Genomic DNA, 19348 nt, shown 5'->3' with positions numbered 1-19348 from the left:
CCATGCGCTCCCCGTCCTCGGCCGGCTCGAGCACCCACCCCGCGGGCGACGCGGACGGCCCGCCCGACGGTGCCGACGCAGGTCGGGCCGGGCTGCGGTCCATGGGCCTGTTCCGGCGGCTCGGCTGGGGAGTCGCGGACCAGGGGATCTCGAGCCTGGGCAACCTGGTCCTCGGGCTCCTCGTCGCGCGCAGCCTCGGCCCCGAGGGGTTCGGTGCGTTCTCCCTCGCCTTCGTCACGTTCGGGTTCGTCCTCGCGGCCTCGCGCGGCCCGTCGACCGACCCGCTGCTGGTGCGCTTCAGCGGAGTCCAGCCATCGGCCTGGCGCCAGGCCGTGGCCGCGTCGACCGCGACGGCGCTCGTCTCGGGCGTCATCGCCGGGCTCGGCTGCATCGCGGTCGGCCTCGCCCTCCCGTCGACGGTCGGAGCCGGCCTGGTCGCCCTGGGCTTCGGCCTGCCGGGGATCCTGCTCCAGGACAGCTACCGGTTCGCCTGGTTCGCGCAGGGCAGGGGCGACAAGGCCTTCGTCAACGACCTGGTCTGGGCAGTCCTCCAGATCGGAGCGGTCCTCGCCCTGGTCGCGACCGGGCGCGCCACGGACGTGACCTGCGTCCTGGCCTTCGGCGGCACCGCCACCCTGGCCGCGCTCGTCGGCCTGGCCCAGAGCCGGATCCGGCCGCAGCTGCGCCGGGTGCGCGCCTGGTTGGTCGACCACCGGGACCTCGGCGGCCGCTACCTGGCGGAGAACGTGAGCGTCGGAGGTGCCCGGCAGGTGCGGATGTTCGCTGTCGGGGCGATCGCCGGGCTGACGGCCGTCGGTGAGATCCGGGCGGCGGAGATCCTCATGGGGCCCTTCCTCGTCCTGCTGAGCGGGGTCAGCCAGGTGGCCATCCCCGAGGCCGGACACGTGCTGGACCGCGCGCCCGAGCGGCTCGAACGGTTCTGCCTCTGGCTCGGCCTGGTCCCGGCTGTCGCCGCGACGGCGTGGGGCGTGGCCGTCTACGTCATCCTGCCCCAGGGACCGGGTGAGCTCCTGCTGGCGGACCTGTGGAAGCCGGCCTGGTCGCTGCTGGTGCCGATGACCGCCGTCCTCGTCACGGGCTGCTTCCTCAACGCCGCGGCGGCGGGTGTCCGGGCCCTGGGAGCCTCGAGGCGCAGCCTGGCGGCCCAGCTCAGCAACGCCGCCCTGTACCTGGTGTGCGGCAGCCTCGGCGCCGCCGTGGACGGCGCAGCGGGGTCGACCTGGGGGTTGGTGCTGGCCGGAGTCGTGGGCTGCGTCATCTGGCGCTACGAGCTGCGGATGGCGCTCACCGAGCACTGCGCAGCGTTGGGCCACGAGCCGATCGCGGGTCGGGAGTCTTCGTAGCCGACCGGTTCCCCGGGCGAGGACCGAGGGCCGACCGCAGCGGGACCGCGCTGGCGGCCGCCAGCACGGCCACGGCCAGCAGGGTTCCTCCCAGCACGTCGGTGAACCAGTGCGCGGCGGCGAAGAGCAGCGACAGGGCCATCGCGACGGAGACCAGCCCGGCGAGCGCCCACATCCACCACCGCGTCCGTGAGCAGAGCACCATCGCAGCGCAGCCCATGCAGACGAGGTCGGCGACCATGTGCCCCGACGGGTAGCTCCCGCCGGTGAACTTGTCCGCACTGGGATCCGGGCGGTCCGTCGCGTACTTGCTGACGAGGGTCAGCACGCTGGCCGTCAGCGCCACCCCGGCGGTGAAGACGAGCGGGCGCCAGGTCCGCCTCCGGACCGACGCGCCGACGCCGACCACGGCGAGGACCGCGAAGACGCGCCGCGGCTCGAGGGCGTCGATGGTGGGCCCCGTCCGGATCTGGGCCTGACCCCACACGTCGTCGGGCCGGAACCACTGGCGCACGGCGTCATCGAGGTGCTGGGTGGTGCCGGTGGCGACCATGATGGTGAGGGCCAGGTAGCAGAGCCCGGCGAGGGCAGCGGTCCGGATCGCCAGGCGGCGACGAACCTCGGGGGTCACGGCGTCGCCCGGACGAGCGCGAGCCGGTCCGCCAGCTCGGACAGCGGCCTGGCCGCACGGTCGGCCTCGGACATCACCGTGACCGGCAGGGGCCAGGGGATGGCGAGCTCTGGGTCGTCGTGCGCGATCGTCAGGTCCTCGGAGGGGTCGTGCGGACGGTTGATCCGGTACGACGTGTCGGCCGGCTGCGTCAGCGCCTGGAAGCCGTGGGCGCACCCGGGCGGGATGTAGATCGAGTTCTGGCACTCGCCGTCGAGGTCGAAGGAGAGCCAGGTGCGGTAGGTCGGCGACGTCGGACGCAGGTCGACGACCACGTCGAAGACCGCCCCGCTGGAGCACCGGACCAGCTTGCCCTCGCCGTGTCCCACCCGCAGGTGGAGGCCGCGGAGGACCCCCTGGGCCGAGCGCGACAGGCTGTCCTGCACGAACGCGTCCGGGTCGATCCCCGCCTCCCGGGCCGTCGCCGCGTCGAACGTGCGGCTGAAGAAGCCCCGGGAGTCCCGGTGCACGGGTCCGCTGAAGTGGACCAGTCCCCGGATTGCGGTATTTGCGAACTCCATCGGCCCATCCTCCGCGGTCGGATTCGAGACTCGAATATCACACGCGACGGGCGTGTGAACGCGTCTCGACGAAGGAAATACCCTCTATGAGCAGTCCTCGTTGCCGGTTGTGCTGGGCCGATCTCACGCACACGTTCGTCGACCTCGGGATGTCGCCGCCCTGCGAGAGCTACCTGTCGGCCGACCAGCTCGACCAGGGGGAGACCTTCTACCCCCTGCACGTGCGGGTCTGCTCCCAGTGCCTGCTGGTGCAGCTGCCCGCCTACATCCCGGCCGAGGACATCTTCACCGACTACGCCTACTTCTCGTCGTACTCCGACTCGTGGGTCCGCCACGCGGAGAAGTTCATCGACCTCGCCGCCGCCCGCCTGGGCCTGGACGACGAGTCGTTCATCGTGGAGGTCGCGAGCAACGACGGCTACCTGCTCCAGCACAGCGTCGCCCGGGGCATCCGGTCGCTGGGGATCGAGCCGGCCGCGAACGTCGCCGAGGCCGCCGTCGCCAGGGGCGTGCCGACCGAGGTGATGTTCCTGGGCGAGGAGACGGGGTCCAAGGTCGCCGAGAGGCACGGCAGGGCCGACCTCGTGGTCGCGAACAACGTCTTCGCCCACGTGCCGGACATCGTCGACTTCAGCAAGGGCCTGCGCGCGCTCGTCGCGGACACCGGCTACGTCAGCATCGAGATCCCGCACCTGCTGCGCCTCATCGACGGCAACGAGTACGACACGATCTACCACGAGCACTTCTCCTACCTCTCGCTCCTGACGACCCAGCGGGTGCTGGCCGCGGCAGGGTTGACCGTGGTCGACGTCGAGGAGCTCCCGACGCACGGAGGCTCGCTGCGGACGTGGTCGATGCCCACCGAGTCCGCCGTCCCCGCCAGCGCGGCGGTCGAGGCCGTGCTCGCCGAAGAGGCTGCGGCCGGCCTCCACACCGTGGCCGGACACTACGGTTTCGCGGGTGCGGTGGCGAAGGTGCGCAACGACCTCCTGGAGTTCCTCATCGCCTGTGCGCGGGACGGCAAGAAGGTGGTCGGCTACGGGGCGCCCGGCAAGGGCAACACGCTGCTGAACCACTGCGGGATCCGCAGCGACCTCATGGAGTTCAGCGTCGACCGCAACCCGCACAAGCACGGCAAGTTCCTGCCGGGAACCCACATCCCCATCCACCCGGTCGAGGCGCTGGCCGAGGCGCGGCCCGACTACGTGCTGGTCATGCCCTGGAACCTCCGCAAGGAGATCAGCGCCCAGCTGGAGTACGTCCGCGAGTGGGGCGGCAAGCTCGTCGTCGCCCTGCCCGAGCTCGAGATCTTCTGAACCGTCACGGGAGCTTTGAGATGAAGGTAGTGCTGTTCTGCGGAGGACTGGGCATGCGGATGCGTGCCGACAACCAGTCCCTGCCCAAGCCGATGATGCCGATCGGGACCCGACCGGTGCTGTGGCACGTGATGCGCTACTACGCGCACTTCGGGCACACGGAGTTCATCCTCTGCCTGGGCCACGGCGCACAGGCGGTCAAGGACTACTTCCTGACCTACCACGAGGCCACGTCCAACGACTTCGTGCTGACCAAGGGCGGGAAGCACGTCGAGATGCTCGGCACCGACATCAGCGACTGGACCATCACCTTCATCGACACCGGCATCGACACCGCGATCGGCGAGCGGCTGCGGCGCGTGCGCCCCTACCTCGAGGACGACTCGGTGTTCCTGGCCAACTACGGCGACGTGCTGACGGACGCGCCGATGAACGACCTCATCGACGACTTCCTCGAGACCGAAGCGGTCGGCCAGTTCCTGGCGGTCAAGCCCCAGGACTCCTTCCACGTCGTGGACCTCACCGAGGACGGCCGCGTCACCGGACTGACGCCGGTCGCCGACATGGCGATGTGCATCAACGGCGGCTACTTCATCCTCCGGCAGGGCATCTTCGACTACCTCGACGAGGGCGACGACCTGGTCATGGACGGGTGCCTGCGCGCGGCACGCGAGGGCAAGATGCTCGCCGCCAGGTACGACGGCTTCTGGGCCCCCATGGACACGCTCAAGGAGCGCACCGCGCTGGAGACGGCGTACAAGCACGGCATCAGTCCGTGGGCGCTGTGGCGTGACCAGCCGGTGCAGCCGGGGCGACAGATCTTTCCCGTGGACCAGCCCGCCGTCGGTTGAGCCTTCCACCCAGCACGTACACGACTGCGCACCACACGAGGGGGCAACTGTGATGAACGAGGGCAACAGATGAGCCGGGCGGGCGTCCTGCTGGACCGGGACGGGACCATCATCGTCGACAGCGGCTACGTCGGCTCGGTGGACCGCGTCGTCTTCATCGACGGGGCGATCGAGGCGGTCGCGGAGCTGAACGCCGCCGGCATCCCGGTGGCCGTCGTGACCAACCAGGCGGGCGTCGCCCGCGGCCACTACCGGCTCGAGGACGTGCACCGCGTGCACGCCCACATGGAAGCCGAGATGGCCCGGAAGGGCGCCCACGTCGACATGTGGCTGTTCTGCCCCTACCACCCCGACGGGACCGTCGACGGCTTCGCCCGGATCAGTGCCGATCGCAAGCCCTCGCCGGGCATGGCGCTCGCGGCGGCCGAGGCCCTCGACCTGGACCTGACCGCGTCGTGGGTGATCGGCGACGCGGCCTGCGACATCGGGCTGGCCCGTGCGGTGGGGGCGCGTGCGCTCCACCTCGGCACGGCCACCGGCGACGCCGACGTGGAGTCGGTGCCGGACCTCGCGGCTGCCGTCGAGCGCATCCTGCGCACCCAGGACACGCCACCGGTCCCGGATCCCGTGTCCGGCCGGCTGGCCGGATTCCTGGAGCCGCGCTTCCCGGCCGAGCACTACGAGCACGCCGACACCTTCGCGCTCGACTACGCTGCGCAGCTCGCCAAGGCGCTCGCCACGGTGGACCTCGCACAGGTGGAGCTGGCCGCCGAGCTGCTGAACGCCGCCTACGAGCGCGACGCCGCGGTCTTCGCCTGTGGCAACGGCGGCTCGGCCTCCATCGCCAACCACCTCCAGTGCGACCACAGCAAGGGGGTGCGCAACGGCACGGACCTGCGCACCCGGGTCGCCAGCCTGAGCGCCAACGCGGAGCTGCTCAGCGCCATCGCCAACGACATCGGCTACGAGGCGGTGTTCGAGTACCAGCTCCAGTCGCAGGCCCGACCCGGTGACGTCCTGCTGGTGGTGTCCTCGTCCGGTCGTTCACCCAACATCCTGCGGGCGCTGGAGTGGGCGCGGGAGAACGGGTTGCAGACCATCTCCCTGACCGGCTTCGAGGGCCATCCGGCGCGGTCCATCGCGGACGTCGCGGTGCACGTCGACTCCCAGAACTACGGGGTCGTCGAAGACGCCCACCAGGCCTGCATGCACCTGCTGGCCCAGTACGTCCGCCAGTCGAGGATGTCCTCCGATGACGTCGCCACGCAGACGTTCTGACGGCATGCGGGTCGCCATCAACCTGCTCACCGACGATCCGGACCACCCCTCGGGCGCGCACTGGTTCTGGACCCGGGTCATCCCGGAGATGGCCCGCCTGCTGCGGGAGGAGGAGGAGCTCCACCTGCTGGTGAGCCGCAGGTCCCGTCCGATGCACCAGGCCTACGGGCCCGGGGTCCACCACCTCGGGTTCCCGTGGTCCAACGAGCGTCCCCGACTGCGGACGCTCAGCGAGCACGTCTACGCGCCGGTACGCCTGCCGCTTGCCGGCATCGACGTCTTCAGCACGCTCATCGCGCCGCTGGTGCGGCCCGCGCCGGGGCTGGTGGCCCACTTCAAGACGCTGCACGCGTTCACCGTTCCCCAGACCATCCGGCCCGAGGTACGCCTCTACCGTCGCCTGAACTACCCGCGGACCGCCCGGGTGGCCGACGCCATCATCATCAACTCCGAGAGCCTGCGCGAGGAGGTCCAGCGGCACCTCGACGTGGACCCGGCCAAGCTGCGGTTGATCCCGGAGGCGGTCGACCACGAGCTCTTCCACCCCGGTGACCCGGACGAGTCGCGGCGCCGGGTGGCGGCGTACGGCGTCAGCCGGCCCTACGTGCTCTTCGTGTCGTCGTTGTGGCCCTACAAGAACTGCGAGGGCCTGCTCCGCGCCTTCGCGGCGGCCAGGCCCGACCTGGGCGGTCACCAGCTCGTGGTCGTGGGCCCCGGACGAGACACCGACTACGTGGCGGGGCTGCACGCGCTGGCCGCGGAGCTGGGGATCGCCGACGACGTCGTGTGGGTGGGGGGAGTCCCCCTCGAGGAGACCCCGCACTTCTACCGGGCCGCGGACGTCTTCGTGTACCCGTCCTTCAACGAGACCTTCGGGCTGCCGCTCCTGGAGGCCATGGCGTGCGGGTGCCCGGTGGTCACCTCCGACGTCAGCGCCATGCCCGAGACCGCCGGCGGTGCCGCCCTGCTGGCAGATCCCCGCGATCCCCAGGCCCTGGCGAGGGCCGTCGTCGCGGCCTGCGGCGAGGACGGTGAGCTGCTGCGCAAGCTCGGGCCCGAGCGTGCGGGCCAGTTCACCTGGGCGGCCACCGCCGAGCAGACGTTGGCGGTCTACCGCGAGGTCCACGAGCTGGGGAGGAGTCGCCGATGAGGGTCCTGGTCCTGGGAGGAGCCGGCTTCATCGGCTCCCACACGAGTGACCGGCTGGTCGAGCTGGGGCACGAGGTGACCGTGCTGGACGCCCTGACGGCACCGGTGCACCGCGACCGTCGCCCCAGCTACCTGACGCCGGGGGCGGAGCTGTTCGTGGGCGACGTGCGCAACAGGGACCTGCTGACCCACCTGGTGCGACGGACGGACGCGGTCTTCCACTTCGCCGCCTACCAGGACTACCTCACCGACTTCTCCAGGTTCACCGACGTCAACGTCGGCTCGACCGCCCTGCTGTACGAGATCCTGGTGGCGGAGAACATCGACCTGCAGCGGGTCGTGGTCGCCTCCTCGCAGTCCGCGATGGGGGAGGGGCTCTACCACTGCGCCGAGCACGGCGACCAGACCCCCGACATGCGTCCCGAGTCCGACCTCCAGCGCGGTCGGTGGGAGATCGGCTGCCCGGTCTGCGGGGGCCCCATGGAGATGCGGCGGACGCCCGAGAGCGTCTCCAACCCCCAGAACGCCTACGGGATGTCGAAGTACGGCCAGGAGATGGTGGCCGTCAACCTCGGTCGTCGGTACGGCGTCCCCACGACGGCGTTGCGCTACAGCATCGTGCAGGGCCCGCGTCAGTCCGTGTACAACGCGTACTCCGGCGCGTGCCGGATCTTCTGCCTGCACTACCTGCTCGGTGGCGCGCCGGTGCTCTACGAGGACGGCCGGGCGATCCGGGACTACGTCAACATCCACGACGTGGTCGACGCGAACCTGGTCGCCCTCCTCGACGAGCGCGCGGTGGGCAGCGTGCTCAACGTCGGTGGCGGAACCGGCTGGACCACGGCCGAGTTCGCCGAGGTGGTGCGCGCCCACTACGGCTCCGAGCGCTCACCGAGGATCAGCGGGGAGTACCGCTTCGGCGACACCCGCCACATCGTCTCCGACCTCAGCCGGCTCGAGGCGCTGGGCTGGATGCCGAGGCGGACACCGGCGGACTCGGTGGCCGAGTACGCGAAGTGGCTCGAGGGCATGCCGGACCTCGACCGGATCCTCGCCGAGGCGGACGCGAAGATGCGGTCGCTCGGCGTCGTACGTCAGGCATCGGTGTGAAGGCTGTCCTGCTGGCCGCCGGTCTCGGCACCCGGTTGCGGCCCCTCACCGACCACACCCCCAAGTGCCTGGTGGACATCCGGGGGCAGGTCCTGCTCGACATCTGGCTCGATGCCCTTGCCGCCGCAGGGGTCGACGAGGTGCTGCTGAACCTGCACCACCTGCCGGAGCTGGTCGAGGCCCACCTGGCCCGGCGCGGTGGACCACCCCTGGTCAGGACCGTCTTCGAGCCCCGGCTGCTCGGGAGCGCGGGAACCCTGCTGGCCAACAGCGACTTCGTCCGGGGCGAGGAGATGTTCCTCGCCGTCAATGCCGACAACCTCACGGACTTCGACCTGCGCCTGCTCGTCGAGGCGCAGGCGACCGGCGGCTCGCTGGCCACCCTCACCGTCTTCCGGACCGCACAGCCCGAGGCCTGCGGCATCGTGGAGGTGACCGACGGCGTCGTGACGGGCTTCCAGGAGAAGCCGGCCCGTCCACGCAGCGACCTGGCCAACGCCGGCCTCTATGCCTTCCACCCCGACGTGCTGGGGCTCATCGAGGGGTCACCGCCCCAGGACATCGGCTTCCACCTGTTGCCGCGGCTGGTGGGCAGGGCCCGGGCGCTGAGCCTGGGCGATGCCTGGTTCCTCGACATCGGCACCCCGGAGGCGCACGCCCGCGCCACTCGCGAATGGAGAGGCGTGAGCGTCGAATGATCATCACCCAGACCCCGCTGCGCATCGGCCTGGTGGGCGGCGGCACGGACCTCCCGGCGTACTACCGCGAGCACGGTGGGCGGGTGCTCAACGCCGCGATCGACAAGTACGTCTACGTCGTGGTCAAGCAGCGCTTCGACGACGACATCTACATCAACTACTCGCAGAAGGAGATCGTCACCCGCGTCGAGGACGTCCGCCACGACCTGGTCCGGGAGGCCATGCACATGGCCGGGATCAGGAAGGGGGTGGAGATCACCACGCTGGCTGACATCCCCGCCGCGGGCTCGGGCCTCGGCTCGTCGTCGGCGGTCACGGTGGGGCTCCTGCACGCCCTGTTCACCTACCAGGGCCGGCAGGTCTCGGCGGAGGAGCTCGCGGAACGGGCCTGCACGATCGAGCTCGACCGGTGCCAGAAGCCGATCGGCAAGCAGGACCAGTACGCCGCAGCGTTCGGCGGGATCTGCGACATGAGCTTCGGCCCCGGTGACCGGGTGGTCGTCGACCAGCTGCGCCTGCCGCCGCGCGACCACCACCAGCTGCAGGACGAGCTGATGCTCTTCTACACCGGGATCACCCGCAGCGCGGACACGATTCTGCACGAGCAGACCGCCAACATCGCCGACCGGCTCGTCCAGCTCCACGAGCTCAGGGACCTGGCGGCGGGGGCGGCGGAGGGCCTGCGCCGTGGTGACACCAAGTGTGTCGGGACCGCCCTGGGGCAGAGCTGGCTGGCGAAGCGGCAGCTCGCCTCGGGCGTCTCCAACCAGCAGCTGGACGAGTCGGTCGACAGCGCCCTCGCGGTGGGAGCGACGGGCGCCAAGGTGGCAGGTGCGGGCGGTGGCGGCTTCGTGCTGATCACCTGCCCGGTGGAGTACCAGGCGGCGGTCCGTGAGGAGCTGGGCCACATGAAGGAGCTCCCGATCAAGATCGAGCCCTTCGGCTCCCGCGTGATCTTCAACGTCCACCGCGACATCTGGGGTTGAGGCGAGGTCAACAAAGGGGGAGTCCGATGTCGGTCGAGCGTGTCGATCGCGCCACGCACCAGCGGGGGCGCGGCACGACGCTGGGGAACATCCAGGCGCTGAGGGGCGTCGCCGCACTCATCGTCGTGTGCGCGCACGTCTCCGGCCCCGACGGCTTCGAGACCCGGGTGTTCGGCTCGTCCTGGACCTGGCGGAGCAACCTGCCGGCCAACACCGGGGTCGACCTCTTCTTCGTGATCAGCGGCCTGATCATGGTGGTCACCACGTGGCGGGTGTTCGACGAGCCGGGCTCGGCCCGCCGCTTCCTCTACCGCCGGATCACCCGGATCTACCCGCTTTACTGGATCGTCAACACCGCGATCCTGCTGCTCTTCGTGCTCAGCCCCGCGAGCGTCAGCTTCGACGACGGGAACCAGACCGACATCCTGGGGTCCTACCTCCTGCTTCCCCACGAGGGCCGGCTCCCGGTGCTCGTGGCCTGGTCGCTGGTCTACGAGATGTACTTCTACCTGCTGTTCACCCTCGCCCTGACGCTGGGACGACGCCGGTTCGGCTGGGTGATGGGCGCCTGGACCGGCCTCACCCTGGTGCTGTTCCTCGCCCTGGGGCACAGCAGCAACCCCTACCTGAGCCTGGTCTCGAGCCCGCTCAGCCTGGAGTTCGTGCTCGGCGTCGGGATCGGGTACGCCGTGCTGCGCGGCTGGCTGTTCCGGCCGCGGCTGGTGCTCGTGGTCGGGATCGTGTCCGCGGTGGGAGTGCTCGCGCTCCTGGCCGCCTCGGGCTGGGCGGAGTTCCCCTCCGACCTGTTCCGCGTGCTCGGACCCGGCCTCGCCGCGGCGCTCCTCGTCTACGGTGCGGTGGGCGTCGAGGTCAGCCACGGCGGCACCTTCCCGAGGCCCATGCAGCGCCTCGGTGACTGCTCCTACTCGCTGTACCTGATCCACGTGCCTGCGCTGACCCTCCTGGCCGCGGTGCTCGCGCCGATGCTGCCCTCCGGACCGCTGGTCCACGCGCTGACGCTCGTGGCCACGCCGATCTTCGTCGTCGTCGGCGCCTACCTCTGCTACCGGATCCTCGAGCGGCCGCTCCAGGAGTTCTTCCGCCGTTCGCTGCCCGGGCGCAGACCGGCTCGGGTCGCGAGCGCCCCACGACGGCGTGGCGTGCCGGCGCCCCGCGACTCACGCCTGCGACGTTGGCTCGCCCGCAGCTGAGCGGCGGTCGACTGCCTCGGCCGTACCGGGTCGCAGGAACCGCGACAGGGCGTCGAGCTGGCGCCGGACCCCCTCGGTCTGCGCACGGTTGCGCTGGCGCAGGAGCTCGGTCAGCTCGTCGTTCCGGGCCTCGAGCTCCCGGAGCTGCTCGATGGCCCGATCGACGTCGATCGAGGCCGCCGACTGGCAGAACTCCCCGAGGCCCATCGTCGCCATGAGCACGTCCAGCTTGGCGGCGTAGCCGATCGAGAGGGTGGGGATCGACATCTTCAGGGCGGCGAGCACGTTGTGGTAGCGCGTCGCCACCACGACGTCGACCCCGGCCATGACCCGCATCAGGTCGGCCATGGTGCCGACCCGCTCGGCGACCACGGGAGCCGCACCGTCCCCCGCCGACCGGAGCTGCACCGCCCCCAGGACCCGGCGCACGACGGTCTCGTCCTCCCTGTCACCCGGGAACAGCCGGACCTGCCATCCGTCGTCCACGAGCAGCCGGACCAGACGCGTCACCGCGTCGACGTAGGCCTCGTGCATCTCGTCCGCCCGGGCGCGGTCCTGCGCACCGCCGCGGTAGTTCATCAGCCCGAAGCCGACGGTGCGTGGTCCCACGGGCCCGCGCTCCGGCACCTCCAGCGCGAAGGCGAGGTCGGGGTAGACCTTGTCGGCGTGGACGTCCACGCCCATCTCACGCATCGCGTCACGCGACAGCTCGTCCCGGTACGAGCGGTAGTCCACGAGACGCGTCGCGCGCGAGAGGATCCAGCGGGTCGGGCCCTTGGCCACGACGTTGGCGCCCACACAGACCAGGCCCACGCGGGTGCCGACCAGCCTCGCCGCCAGGCCCAGGCTCAGCAGGCTGTACGGGAACGCCCACGGCCGCATCGGGGTCGTCGTCTCGAGGACGCCCGCGCCGGGCACGAGTACCACGTCCTGGTGCCGGACCCAGGCCAGCGTCCGCACCGGGTCGAGCAACCTCCCCACGACCTTCAGCAGCGGGGCCGGCAGCCGGGCCAGGCGCTCCATGTTCGCCTCGTACCACTGCAGGTGCACGGCCGGGGCGCCGTAGCGCCGCTCGAGGTGGTCCGGACCCATCGCGAAGAATCCCAGGTCGGCGTCCGGGTGGCGTTCGCGCAGCGATCTCATCACCACGTCGAGGGAGGCGTCGTTGCCGAGGTTCCCCGAGCCGAGGATCCCGAAGAGCCCCACGCGCAGCGGTGGCTGGCGATGGGTCCGGTGTCGGGTGCGGCGCATCAGGGCAGGGGGCGCTCGGGCAGCGCGACGTCGACCTCGGGCGTGGGCACCCGCCAGGCGAGCCGGCCGCCTCCCCGTGCGACGCGCCAGCTGCGGTTGGCGGCCCGCGAAGCCAGCCACCCGACCAGGTGCCGGTAGCAGGCGACCCGGTCGGCGGTGGACAGCGGTGCGCGATGGACGGCCCGGAAGTAGCCCAGGACGTACTCGCCCAGCAGGCGGACGTTCGAGTGGCTCGCGCGGCGGGGATCCATCCGCGCGCACAGCGCGGAGATGGTGGGGCTGCGGTCACCGCGGTCGGGGTGGTCGCGGCGGAAGTAGAGGAGTTCGGGCACCTGCTCGAAGCGGCCGTGCAGGGCGATCTCGGCGACGTAGGGGCGGCCCGGGTTGTGGTAGCTGTCGACGGCTCGTACCCGGCGAAGCACCTCGGTGCGGATCACGCCGTACTCGTCGTCGCCGCCGTCGGTGCGGAGCAGGCTCCTGAAGCGCTCCGGGGCCGAGGGCGAGTCGGTGGCCATGGTGTAGTCGTAGCGACCGATGATCTCGCCCGACGCGTCGATGAACGCCATGTCCGCATGGCACAGCACCACGTCGGGGTGCGCATCGAGCACCTCGACACATCGGGCGATCAGGTCACGGCCGTAGAGATCGTCGTGCGCCGCCAGCTTGAACAGCTCCCCACGGGCCATCTCGCCCACGATCGCCTGGTTGCGCGCGCCTCCGAGGTTGCGCGGCTGGCGGACGTAGCGGATGCGTTCGTCCTGCGCGGCGTACCGGCGGCAGATCTCCGCGGTGGCGTCGGTCGAGGCGTTGTCGGAAATGATCAGCTCGAGGTCGGTGAAGCTCTGCCCCAGCAGGGCGTCGAGCGCCTGGGCCAGGAAGTTCTCGCCGTTGTACACCGGCAACCCGATGCTCACCCGCGGCACGGTAGACATGCTCATCTCGCTCCTGATCCTCCGGCGACGGCACCGATCGAGGTGGGGCCTTCAATCTGTCATCGATGACGTCCGGGCGGCCGGGGGGCGGCGACGAAATCCCCCAACATGCGGTAGGCCTCCACGACGCGGTCGCCGGCCGGGCCGGCGGGCCCGCTCACTGCATCGTGCTGAGGCGGTCCTGCCCGTACGGCGAGCTGCGCCAGGTCTCCCATCCCACGGTGCGGCCCATGTCGTAGACGATGAACTGCCAAGGACCGACGTAGCTGTTCGACTCCCAGCGGTTGTCCTGCCCGAAGGTCAGGTCCTTCTCGACGCCCTCGCCCTGGTAGGGGGACCAGGACGGGGAGGACCCCACGTTGGAGAAGAGGCCCATCCAGCCGCAGCCGGCGGACGGGGTGCACGCGGACCCGAGGTGCGAGGGCGTGAACGCGAAGAGGTTGTCGTGGATCCGCAGCTTGCTGGTCTTCCACCGACAGTCGTCGACGTAGGGGGGCGTCCCGATCTTGTCGGGGTCGCCGCACGCCTCCACCGTGGCCACCTCCGGGTTGACCAGGGTCGAGTAGCCCGTGCTGGTGTTGTTCGGTGAGCCGGCGAAGCGGTCGGCGTTCTCCCACGCCATGATCCCCGACCAGTTGTCGACGAACCGGTTGCCGGCGACCTCGAAGCTGGCGCCGAACTTCTTTCCGGCGCGGGGGTCGCTGCCGGACTCCGAGAGGTACAGGGCGCCGAGGGGGAAGCAGTCGCAGTCCGGGCCGTCGACCAGGCCGTTGCGGACGAAGGCGTTGTCGATGATCGCGGCGTTGTAGCTGGTCTCGTAGATGATCCCCTGGCCGGCGTTGTCCGAGATGTAGTTGCCCTTGATGAGGAACTCGGTGTTGTTCGTGTCGGCCCACAGGCCGGCGCTGAGGTTGTCGTGGATCCAGTTGTCGACGATCCGCGCGTTGCGGGTGTCCCAGAACTTCCCGCCGCCGGTGCAGCCGCAGCCCTCCTGACGCGCCTCCCAGTCGTCGGTGTTGTTGCCGGCGATCTCGTTGTGCCGCAGGGTCACGTTGCGGACACCGTCGACCTCGGCGGCGCTGAAGCCGTACTGCCCGTTCTCGAGCAGGCAGTTGTCGGCGACCACGTCGCCGTCGCCGATGAACACCCCGGCGCCGGCATTGTGCTGGATCGTGTTGTGCACGATCCGCCACCTGTCGCCGGCGTCGTGGTTCACGACTCCCTCGTTGGGGTTGTCCCCGCTCGCGCCGAAGTTCTGGACCGTCAGGTGCGCGATGGTCACCCCGGTCGCGTCGCCACCGAAGGCGTACCGGTTGAGGTGCTGGCCGTCGAGGATGGCCCCGGGGGCGCCGATGAACGTCTGACCGGACTTGGGTCCCACCTGGTCGTACTCGCCGGTGCCCAGCGTGTGGACCCCGGGCGCGAGCCAGAAGGTGGCGCCGGGCGGGGAGCGGAGCGCCAGCTGCGACAGGTCCTGGGACGGGCTGACCTCCCGCGCACCGGCGGGCGGGGTCGCCGGTCCCTCGAGCTCCTTCGAGCCGCAGATGCGAGCCGGCGGTGTCGTGGGAGCCCCGCGGGCGACGTCGGGGTACGGCCCGGTGCCACCGTCGGCGGAGCGCGACCCCGGTCCCGTCCCCGAGGTCGCCAGGAGGGCGCTCCCGCCGAGCGTGAGCGTGAGCACCCCGACGGCGGCGAGCAGCGCCGCACGCATCGAGCGGGCCGGACGGGGCCCGTTGCTGCCCAGGTCGTCCCGGCGTGAGGCCGGAGCTGAGCGGAAGGGCATGACGCTCCTCGTTCCGAGCGGGCGGCGGCCGAGGACGGGCACCGAGGTCTCGTCGAACGTAAGCGCGTCGGTGGGGAGCAACAAGATCCGGCCGACGGGGCCCCGAATATTGGGGACTTGCCTCCCGAGCGGTTCCGGTGCCCCCACGTCCTCGGACACGATCGAACCTCCGGGGATCGATGGAGGGGACTACGTGATCGGATTGGCCGTGCGGGAGGGGCCGCTCGACGTGCTCTGCCTGGGGGCTCACCCCGACGACGTGGAGATCGGGTGTGGCGGCACCCTGCTCCAGCTTGCCCTCCGGTCCGACGTGCGGGTCACCGGTGTCGTCCTGACGGGCGAGGGTGAGCGGGTCCGCGAAGGCTCGTCCGCGCTGTCGCGCTTCATCCCCAGCGCGAAGGTCGAGACCGCGGAGCTGCCCGACGGGCGACTGCCGGCGCGGTGGGAGGACGTGAAGCAGGTCCTGGAGGACGTGGCCGCGAGCTGCGCCCCGGACATCGTGTTCGCCCCCCGGGTCGATGACGCCCACCAGGACCACCGGCTGATCGGGACGTTGGCGAGCACCGTCTGGCGGAATTCGCTGATCCTCCACTACGAGATCCCCAAGTGGGACGGGGACCTCGGCGCGCCCACCCACTTCGTGCCGCTGGACGCCGGAGTGGCGCGCCGGAAGGTCGAGCTGCTCAACGACTGCTTCCCCAGCCAGGTGGGCCGCGACTGGTGGGACGACGAGTTCTTCCTCGGCCTGATGAGGATCCGCGGCGTCGAGTGCCGGAGCCAGTACGCCGAGGGGTTCTTCGCGTCGAAGGTCGTGCTGGACCTCACCGAGCGCGGTAGCGCGTCATGACCGTCGCCCGCACGGTCGCCGATGTCGCCGGCACGTTCGACGACGACGAGCCGGTCCCCGTGTTCGACAGGTCGGCGGCAGCCCAGGCGCGCCTGCACGAGCTGGTCCCCGGAGGCGCCCACACCTACGCACGCGGTTCGGACCAGTACCCCGAGGGGATGGCGCCGATGATCGTGCGCGGGTCCGGCGCGCGTGTCGAGGACCTGGACGGCAACACGTTCGTCGAGTACGGCATGGGGCTCCGAGCGGTGACCCTGGGCCACGGGTACGAGCCGGTGACCTCGGCGGTGGCCCGGGCGATCACCGAGGGGGTGAGCTTCACCCGCCCCACCCTGCTGGAGCTCCGCGCGGCCGAGACCTTCCTCGAGCAGGTCCCGGGCGCCGACATGGTGAAGTTCGCCAAGAACGGGTCCGACGTGACCACGGCGGCGGTCAAGCTCGCCCGTGCGGCGACGGGACGGACGCGGGTTGCCAGGTGCGCCAGCCAGCCCTTCTTCTCGACCGATGACTGGTTCATCGGCACCACGCCGATGAACGCGGGAACGCTCGAGCAGGAGCGGGCACTGACCGTCGGATTCCGGTTCAACGACCTCGACTCCGTCCGGGCGCTGCTGTCGGAGTACCCGGGCGAGATCGCCTGCCTGATCCTCGAGCCCGCGACGGCGCTGGCCGAACCCGCCCCGGGCTTCCTCGAGGGCCTGCGACAGCTGGCCGACCGGGACGGCTTCGTGCTGATCTTCGACGAGATGATCACCGGCATGCGCTGGTCGCTGCACGGCGCCCAGGACCTGTACGGCGTCACCCCGGACCTGTCCACCTGGGGGAAGGCGCTCGGCAACGGGTTCCCGATCTCTGCGCTGGCCGGCCGGCGCGAGCTGATGGAGCTGGGCGGACTGCGCACCGACGCGTCGCGCGTGTTCCTGCTGTCGACCACGCACGGCGCCGAGACAGCCGGCCTGGCCGCCTACCTGGCCGTGGAACGGGCGTACCGGGAGCGGGACGTGGTGGGGGAGATGGAGCGCCAGGGCAGGACCCTGGCCGAGGCGGTGAGCGCCGACATCCGGGCCGCCGGCCTCGAGGACCACCTCGCGGTCGCCGGGCGCCCGTCCTGCCTGCTCTTCACCACGTGCGGACCGGACGGCGAGCCCTCCCAGGAGTTCCGGACCCTGTTCCTGCAGGAGCTGCTGCGCCGCGGCGTGCTCGGCCAGTCCTTCGTCGTCTCCGCGGCCCACGCCGACGACGACATCCAGATCACCGTCGATGCGGTGCGAGGTGCGCTCCCGGTCTACCGGGAGGCGCTCGAGCGTGGCACGGCCACCGGTTCCTTCCACGGGAGGCCGGTCGCGCCCGCCCTGCGCGAGCACTCCGCACCGCGACAGCTGGACCGCGCGCCGCGGTCCTCATCGGAAGAGAAGCGGGGAAAGCAATGACCAGCATCATCGTCGACCCGAGGGTGAGCGACGACGAACGTCGTACCGCCCTCTACTCCGGGGACCTCTTCGTGCACACCGCGTCCCCGGCCGTACGGGAGTTCGTGGCGTTCACCAGGGGGATGGTCGAGGAGGCCTTCCGCGGCCACGACCCGGAGACGGCCCAGTACGACATGGACGTCGAGACCTATGCCGGCGTGCTCGCCGCGCTCAAGCCGGCGTTCATCCACCACCCGGAGTCCAAGCGGCACCTGTGCGCCATCCTCACCGAGCACGGCTGCGACCCGGAGCTGACCTACTTCGACGTGCCGCGGCTGCGGACCTCGACCTCGGACGACTACCTGACGACGGGCATCGCCTACGCGTTCCACCCGCACCGCGACACCTGGTACTCCGCGCCGATGATGCAGGTCAACTGGTGGCTGCCGATCTACGACGTGACGCCGGACAACGTCGTCGCCTTCCACCCGGCGTACTTCGACCGGCCGGTGAAGAACGGCAGCGAGCACTACAACTACTACCAGTGGAACCGCGACAGCAGGGCGCTGGCGGCCTCGCAGATCGGGGTGGACACCCGCGAGCAGCCCAAGCCGGAGGAGCACATCGACCTCGACCCGCAGATCCGCCCGGTTCCGCCGGTCGGCGGCATGATGGTGTTCTCCGGGGCACAGCTGCACTCGTCGGTGCCGAACAACTCCGGCCGGACCAGGATCAGCGTCGACTTCCGGACCGTGCACCGCGCCGACGTCGAGAGCGGCACCGGCACGCCCAACGTGGACTCGCACTGCACCGGCACCACCATGCGCGACTACCTGCGCGTGTCCGACCTGGAGCGTCTCCCCGCCGAGACGGTCGCGCCCTACGACCGGGGCGTGCCCGAGGAGCTTCTCCGGTACGCCGTCTACTCAGGATGAGGGGAGACCCGATGAAGGTGCTCGTGAACGGTGACCGCGGCTACGTGGGCGCGGTGCTGGTGCCCGTGCTGCTGGAGGCGGGCCACGAGGTGGTCGGCCTCGACGCCGGCTGGTACGACGGCTGTGACTTCGGGTCGCCGTCCCGCGACTACGAGTCACGGACCGGGGACATCCGCGACCAGAAGCCGGAGGACGTGGCGGGGTTCGACGCCGTGGTCCACCTCGCGGCGATCTCCAACGACCCGGTCGGCCACCTCAACCCCGAGGCGACGTACTCCGTGAACGCGCACGGGGCGGCGCACATGGCCGAGGTGGCCAAGGCCGCAGGTGTGCCCCGGTTCCTGTTCTCCTCCTCGTGCTCGCTCTACGGCGCTGCCGGCGACGCCCCGGTGACCGAGGACAGCGACTTCAACCCGGTCACGCCCTACGGCGAGAGCAAGGTGATGGCCGAGCAGCTGATCTCCCGCCTCGCCGATGACGACTTCAGCCCGACCTACCTCCGCAACGCCACGGCGTACGGCTCGTCCCCGAGGCTGCGCGCCGACATCGTCGTCAACAACCTGACCGGCACCGCCTTCACCCGGGGCGAGGTGCGGCTGCAGAGCGACGGGTCGCCGTGGCGTCCGCTGGTGCACGTGCGAGACATCTCGAACGCCTTCCTCGCCGTGCTCGAGGCCGAGCGCGACGTCGTGCACGACCAGGCCTTCAACGTCGGCCGGGACGAGGACGTGGTGCAGATCCGCGACATCGCGAACGCGGTGGCGGAGCGTTTCGACGTGCCGGTCACCTTCGCCGAGGGGGCGGCCTCCGACAAGCGGGACTACCGGGTCGACTTCGGCAAGGTGACGTCGTTGCTGCCCGGCTTCCGCCCGAGCTGGACGGTCCCCGCCGGGATCGACGAGCTCGCGGCGGACATGGAGCGCATCGGGCTGGAGGCCGCCGACTTCGAGGGGCCGCGGTACGTCCGGCTCGAGCGGATCAACCAGCTGCGGGGCCAGGGCCTGCTCGACGACCTGCTCTTCATGCGGCCATGATCC

The 19348-nt window shown here is 70.8% G+C and carries 18 protein-coding genes; 13 read left to right on the top strand and 5 right to left on the bottom strand.

Going from position 1 to position 19348, the window contains the following annotated elements:
- Nucleotides 1–2: 2 nt before the first annotated feature.
- Nucleotides 3–1364, top strand: a complete 1362-nt coding sequence (locus ABD268_RS07530; protein WP_425573694.1) for an MATE family efflux transporter — start codon at nt 3–5, stop codon at nt 1362–1364.
- On the opposite strand, the gene ABD268_RS07525 is transcribed toward ABD268_RS07530, so the two are convergent.
- Both ABD268_RS07525 and ABD268_RS07520 read right to left on the bottom strand, forming a co-directional pair.
- Nucleotides 1306–1995, bottom strand: a complete 690-nt coding sequence (locus ABD268_RS07525) for a phosphatase PAP2 family protein (protein ID WP_344149672.1) — start codon at nt 1993–1995, stop codon at nt 1306–1308. The genes ABD268_RS07530 and ABD268_RS07525 overlap by 59 nt on opposite strands.
- Nucleotides 1992–2555, bottom strand: coding sequence for a dTDP-4-dehydrorhamnose 3,5-epimerase family protein (locus tag ABD268_RS07520; protein ID WP_344149670.1), 564 nt, complete (start codon nt 2553–2555; stop codon nt 1992–1994). The genes ABD268_RS07525 and ABD268_RS07520 overlap by 4 nt, the downstream gene beginning before the upstream one ends.
- An 86-nt stretch (nt 2556–2641) precedes the next feature.
- Between ABD268_RS07520 and ABD268_RS07515 the strand changes: the two genes are divergently transcribed.
- The 8 genes from ABD268_RS07515 to ABD268_RS07480 all read left to right on the top strand — a co-directional run bounded on the left by ABD268_RS07515 (nt 2642) and on the right by ABD268_RS07480 (nt 11154).
- The gene (locus ABD268_RS07515; protein WP_344149668.1) at nt 2642–3871 is read left to right on the top strand and encodes a class I SAM-dependent methyltransferase; all 1230 of its coding nucleotides are present in this window, start codon (nt 2642–2644) and stop codon (nt 3869–3871) included.
- Between the two features lie 20 nt (nt 3872–3891).
- A complete protein-coding gene (locus ABD268_RS07510; protein WP_344149666.1) occupies nt 3892–4722 on the top strand; it encodes a sugar phosphate nucleotidyltransferase in 831 nt (276 codons plus the stop codon).
- Between the two features lie 69 nt (nt 4723–4791).
- The gene (locus ABD268_RS07505) at nt 4792–6000 is read left to right on the top strand and encodes an HAD-IIIA family hydrolase (protein WP_344149664.1); all 1209 of its coding nucleotides are present in this window, start codon (nt 4792–4794) and stop codon (nt 5998–6000) included.
- A 4-nt stretch (nt 6001–6004) separates the two neighbouring features.
- Entirely contained in the window at nt 6005–7150 is a 1146-nt protein-coding gene (locus ABD268_RS07500) for a glycosyltransferase family 4 protein (protein ID WP_344149662.1), read from the top strand.
- Nucleotides 7147–8259, top strand: coding sequence for an NAD-dependent epimerase/dehydratase family protein (locus ABD268_RS07495; RefSeq protein WP_344149660.1), 1113 nt, complete (start codon nt 7147–7149; stop codon nt 8257–8259). The genes ABD268_RS07500 and ABD268_RS07495 overlap by 4 nt, the downstream gene beginning before the upstream one ends.
- The gene (locus ABD268_RS07490) at nt 8256–8957 is read left to right on the top strand and encodes a nucleotidyltransferase family protein (RefSeq protein ID WP_344149658.1); all 702 of its coding nucleotides are present in this window, start codon (nt 8256–8258) and stop codon (nt 8955–8957) included. Before ABD268_RS07495 ends, ABD268_RS07490 begins: the two co-directional genes overlap by 4 nt.
- Complete coding sequence (locus ABD268_RS07485) at nt 8954–9943, top strand: GHMP family kinase ATP-binding protein (RefSeq protein ID WP_344149656.1); 990 nt, start codon at nt 8954–8956, stop codon at nt 9941–9943. The genes ABD268_RS07490 and ABD268_RS07485 overlap by 4 nt, the downstream gene beginning before the upstream one ends.
- A 26-nt stretch (nt 9944–9969) precedes the next feature.
- Entirely contained in the window at nt 9970–11154 is a 1185-nt protein-coding gene (locus tag ABD268_RS07480; protein ID WP_344149654.1) for an acyltransferase family protein, read from the top strand.
- Here the strand turns inward: ABD268_RS07480 and ABD268_RS07475 are convergent.
- The 3 genes from ABD268_RS07475 to ABD268_RS07465 form a co-directional block, all read right to left on the bottom strand.
- Nucleotides 11122–12405, bottom strand: coding sequence for a polysaccharide pyruvyl transferase family protein (locus ABD268_RS07475; RefSeq protein ID WP_344149652.1), 1284 nt, complete (start codon nt 12403–12405; stop codon nt 11122–11124). The genes ABD268_RS07480 and ABD268_RS07475 overlap by 33 nt on opposite strands.
- On the bottom strand, nt 12405–13343 hold the full coding sequence (locus ABD268_RS07470; protein WP_344149650.1) for a glycosyltransferase family 2 protein: 939 nt from the start codon (nt 13341–13343) through the stop codon (nt 12405–12407). The genes ABD268_RS07475 and ABD268_RS07470 overlap by 1 nt, the downstream gene beginning before the upstream one ends.
- 151 nt (nt 13344–13494) lie before the next feature.
- Nucleotides 13495–15120, bottom strand: coding sequence for a right-handed parallel beta-helix repeat-containing protein (locus ABD268_RS07465; protein ID WP_344149648.1), 1626 nt, complete (start codon nt 15118–15120; stop codon nt 13495–13497).
- Nucleotides 15121–15313: 193 nt separating this feature from the next.
- Here ABD268_RS07465 and ABD268_RS07460 point away from each other — a divergent pair, with 193 nt between their 5' ends.
- Genes ABD268_RS07460 through ABD268_RS07445 form a run of 4 tightly spaced genes read left to right on the top strand, consistent with a single transcriptional unit; the run spans nt 15314 to nt 19345 of the window.
- Complete coding sequence (locus ABD268_RS07460) at nt 15314–15967, top strand: PIG-L deacetylase family protein (RefSeq protein WP_344149646.1); 654 nt, start codon at nt 15314–15316, stop codon at nt 15965–15967.
- Entirely contained in the window at nt 15964–17397 is a 1434-nt protein-coding gene (locus ABD268_RS07455; RefSeq protein WP_344149644.1) for a glutamate-1-semialdehyde 2,1-aminomutase, read from the top strand. The genes ABD268_RS07460 and ABD268_RS07455 overlap by 4 nt, the downstream gene beginning before the upstream one ends.
- A complete protein-coding gene (locus ABD268_RS07450; protein ID WP_344149642.1) occupies nt 17394–18311 on the top strand; it encodes a phytanoyl-CoA dioxygenase family protein in 918 nt (305 codons plus the stop codon). Before ABD268_RS07455 ends, ABD268_RS07450 begins: the two co-directional genes overlap by 4 nt.
- An 11-nt stretch (nt 18312–18322) precedes the next feature.
- The gene (locus tag ABD268_RS07445; protein ID WP_344149640.1) at nt 18323–19345 is read left to right on the top strand and encodes an NAD-dependent epimerase/dehydratase family protein; all 1023 of its coding nucleotides are present in this window, start codon (nt 18323–18325) and stop codon (nt 19343–19345) included.
- Nucleotides 19346–19348: the final 3 nt, after the last annotated feature.

Origin of the sequence: Nocardioides koreensis, from assembly GCF_039531775.1 — a bacterium.
Classification (GTDB): domain Bacteria; phylum Actinomycetota; class Actinomycetes; order Propionibacteriales; family Nocardioidaceae; genus Nocardioides; species Nocardioides koreensis.
The sequence above is the reverse complement of the archived record's forward strand: the minus strand, read 5'-3'. Positions and strand labels throughout refer to the sequence as shown.

Excerpts from the sequence above, each read along its gene's own strand:
- ABD268_RS07530 (WP_425573694.1), top strand. The coding sequence starts at position 3 with ATGCGCTCCCCGTCCTCGGCCGGCTCGAGCACCCACCCCGCGGGCGAC.
- ABD268_RS07520 (WP_344149670.1), bottom strand. The coding sequence starts at position 2,555 with ATGGAGTTCGCAAATACCGCAATCCGGGGACTGGTCCACTTCAGCGGA.
- ABD268_RS07515 (WP_344149668.1), top strand. The coding sequence starts at position 2,642 with ATGAGCAGTCCTCGTTGCCGGTTGTGCTGGGCCGATCTCACGCACACG.
- ABD268_RS07510 (WP_344149666.1), top strand. The coding sequence starts at position 3,892 with ATGAAGGTAGTGCTGTTCTGCGGAGGACTGGGCATGCGGATGCGTGCC.
- ABD268_RS07505 (WP_344149664.1), top strand. The coding sequence starts at position 4,792 with ATGAGCCGGGCGGGCGTCCTGCTGGACCGGGACGGGACCATCATCGTC.
- ABD268_RS07500 (WP_344149662.1), top strand. The coding sequence starts at position 6,005 with ATGCGGGTCGCCATCAACCTGCTCACCGACGATCCGGACCACCCCTCG.
- ABD268_RS07495 (WP_344149660.1), top strand. The coding sequence starts at position 7,147 with ATGAGGGTCCTGGTCCTGGGAGGAGCCGGCTTCATCGGCTCCCACACG.
- ABD268_RS07485 (WP_344149656.1), top strand. The coding sequence starts at position 8,954 with ATGATCATCACCCAGACCCCGCTGCGCATCGGCCTGGTGGGCGGCGGC.
- ABD268_RS07480 (WP_344149654.1), top strand. The coding sequence starts at position 9,970 with ATGTCGGTCGAGCGTGTCGATCGCGCCACGCACCAGCGGGGGCGCGGC.
- ABD268_RS07475 (WP_344149652.1), bottom strand. The coding sequence starts at position 12,405 with ATGCGCCGCACCCGACACCGGACCCATCGCCAGCCACCGCTGCGCGTG.
- ABD268_RS07470 (WP_344149650.1), bottom strand. The coding sequence starts at position 13,343 with ATGAGCATGTCTACCGTGCCGCGGGTGAGCATCGGGTTGCCGGTGTAC.
- ABD268_RS07465 (WP_344149648.1), bottom strand. The coding sequence starts at position 15,120 with ATGCCCTTCCGCTCAGCTCCGGCCTCACGCCGGGACGACCTGGGCAGC.
- ABD268_RS07455 (WP_344149644.1), top strand. The coding sequence starts at position 15,964 with ATGACCGTCGCCCGCACGGTCGCCGATGTCGCCGGCACGTTCGACGAC.
- ABD268_RS07450 (WP_344149642.1), top strand. The coding sequence starts at position 17,394 with ATGACCAGCATCATCGTCGACCCGAGGGTGAGCGACGACGAACGTCGT.
- ABD268_RS07445 (WP_344149640.1), top strand. The coding sequence starts at position 18,323 with ATGAAGGTGCTCGTGAACGGTGACCGCGGCTACGTGGGCGCGGTGCTG.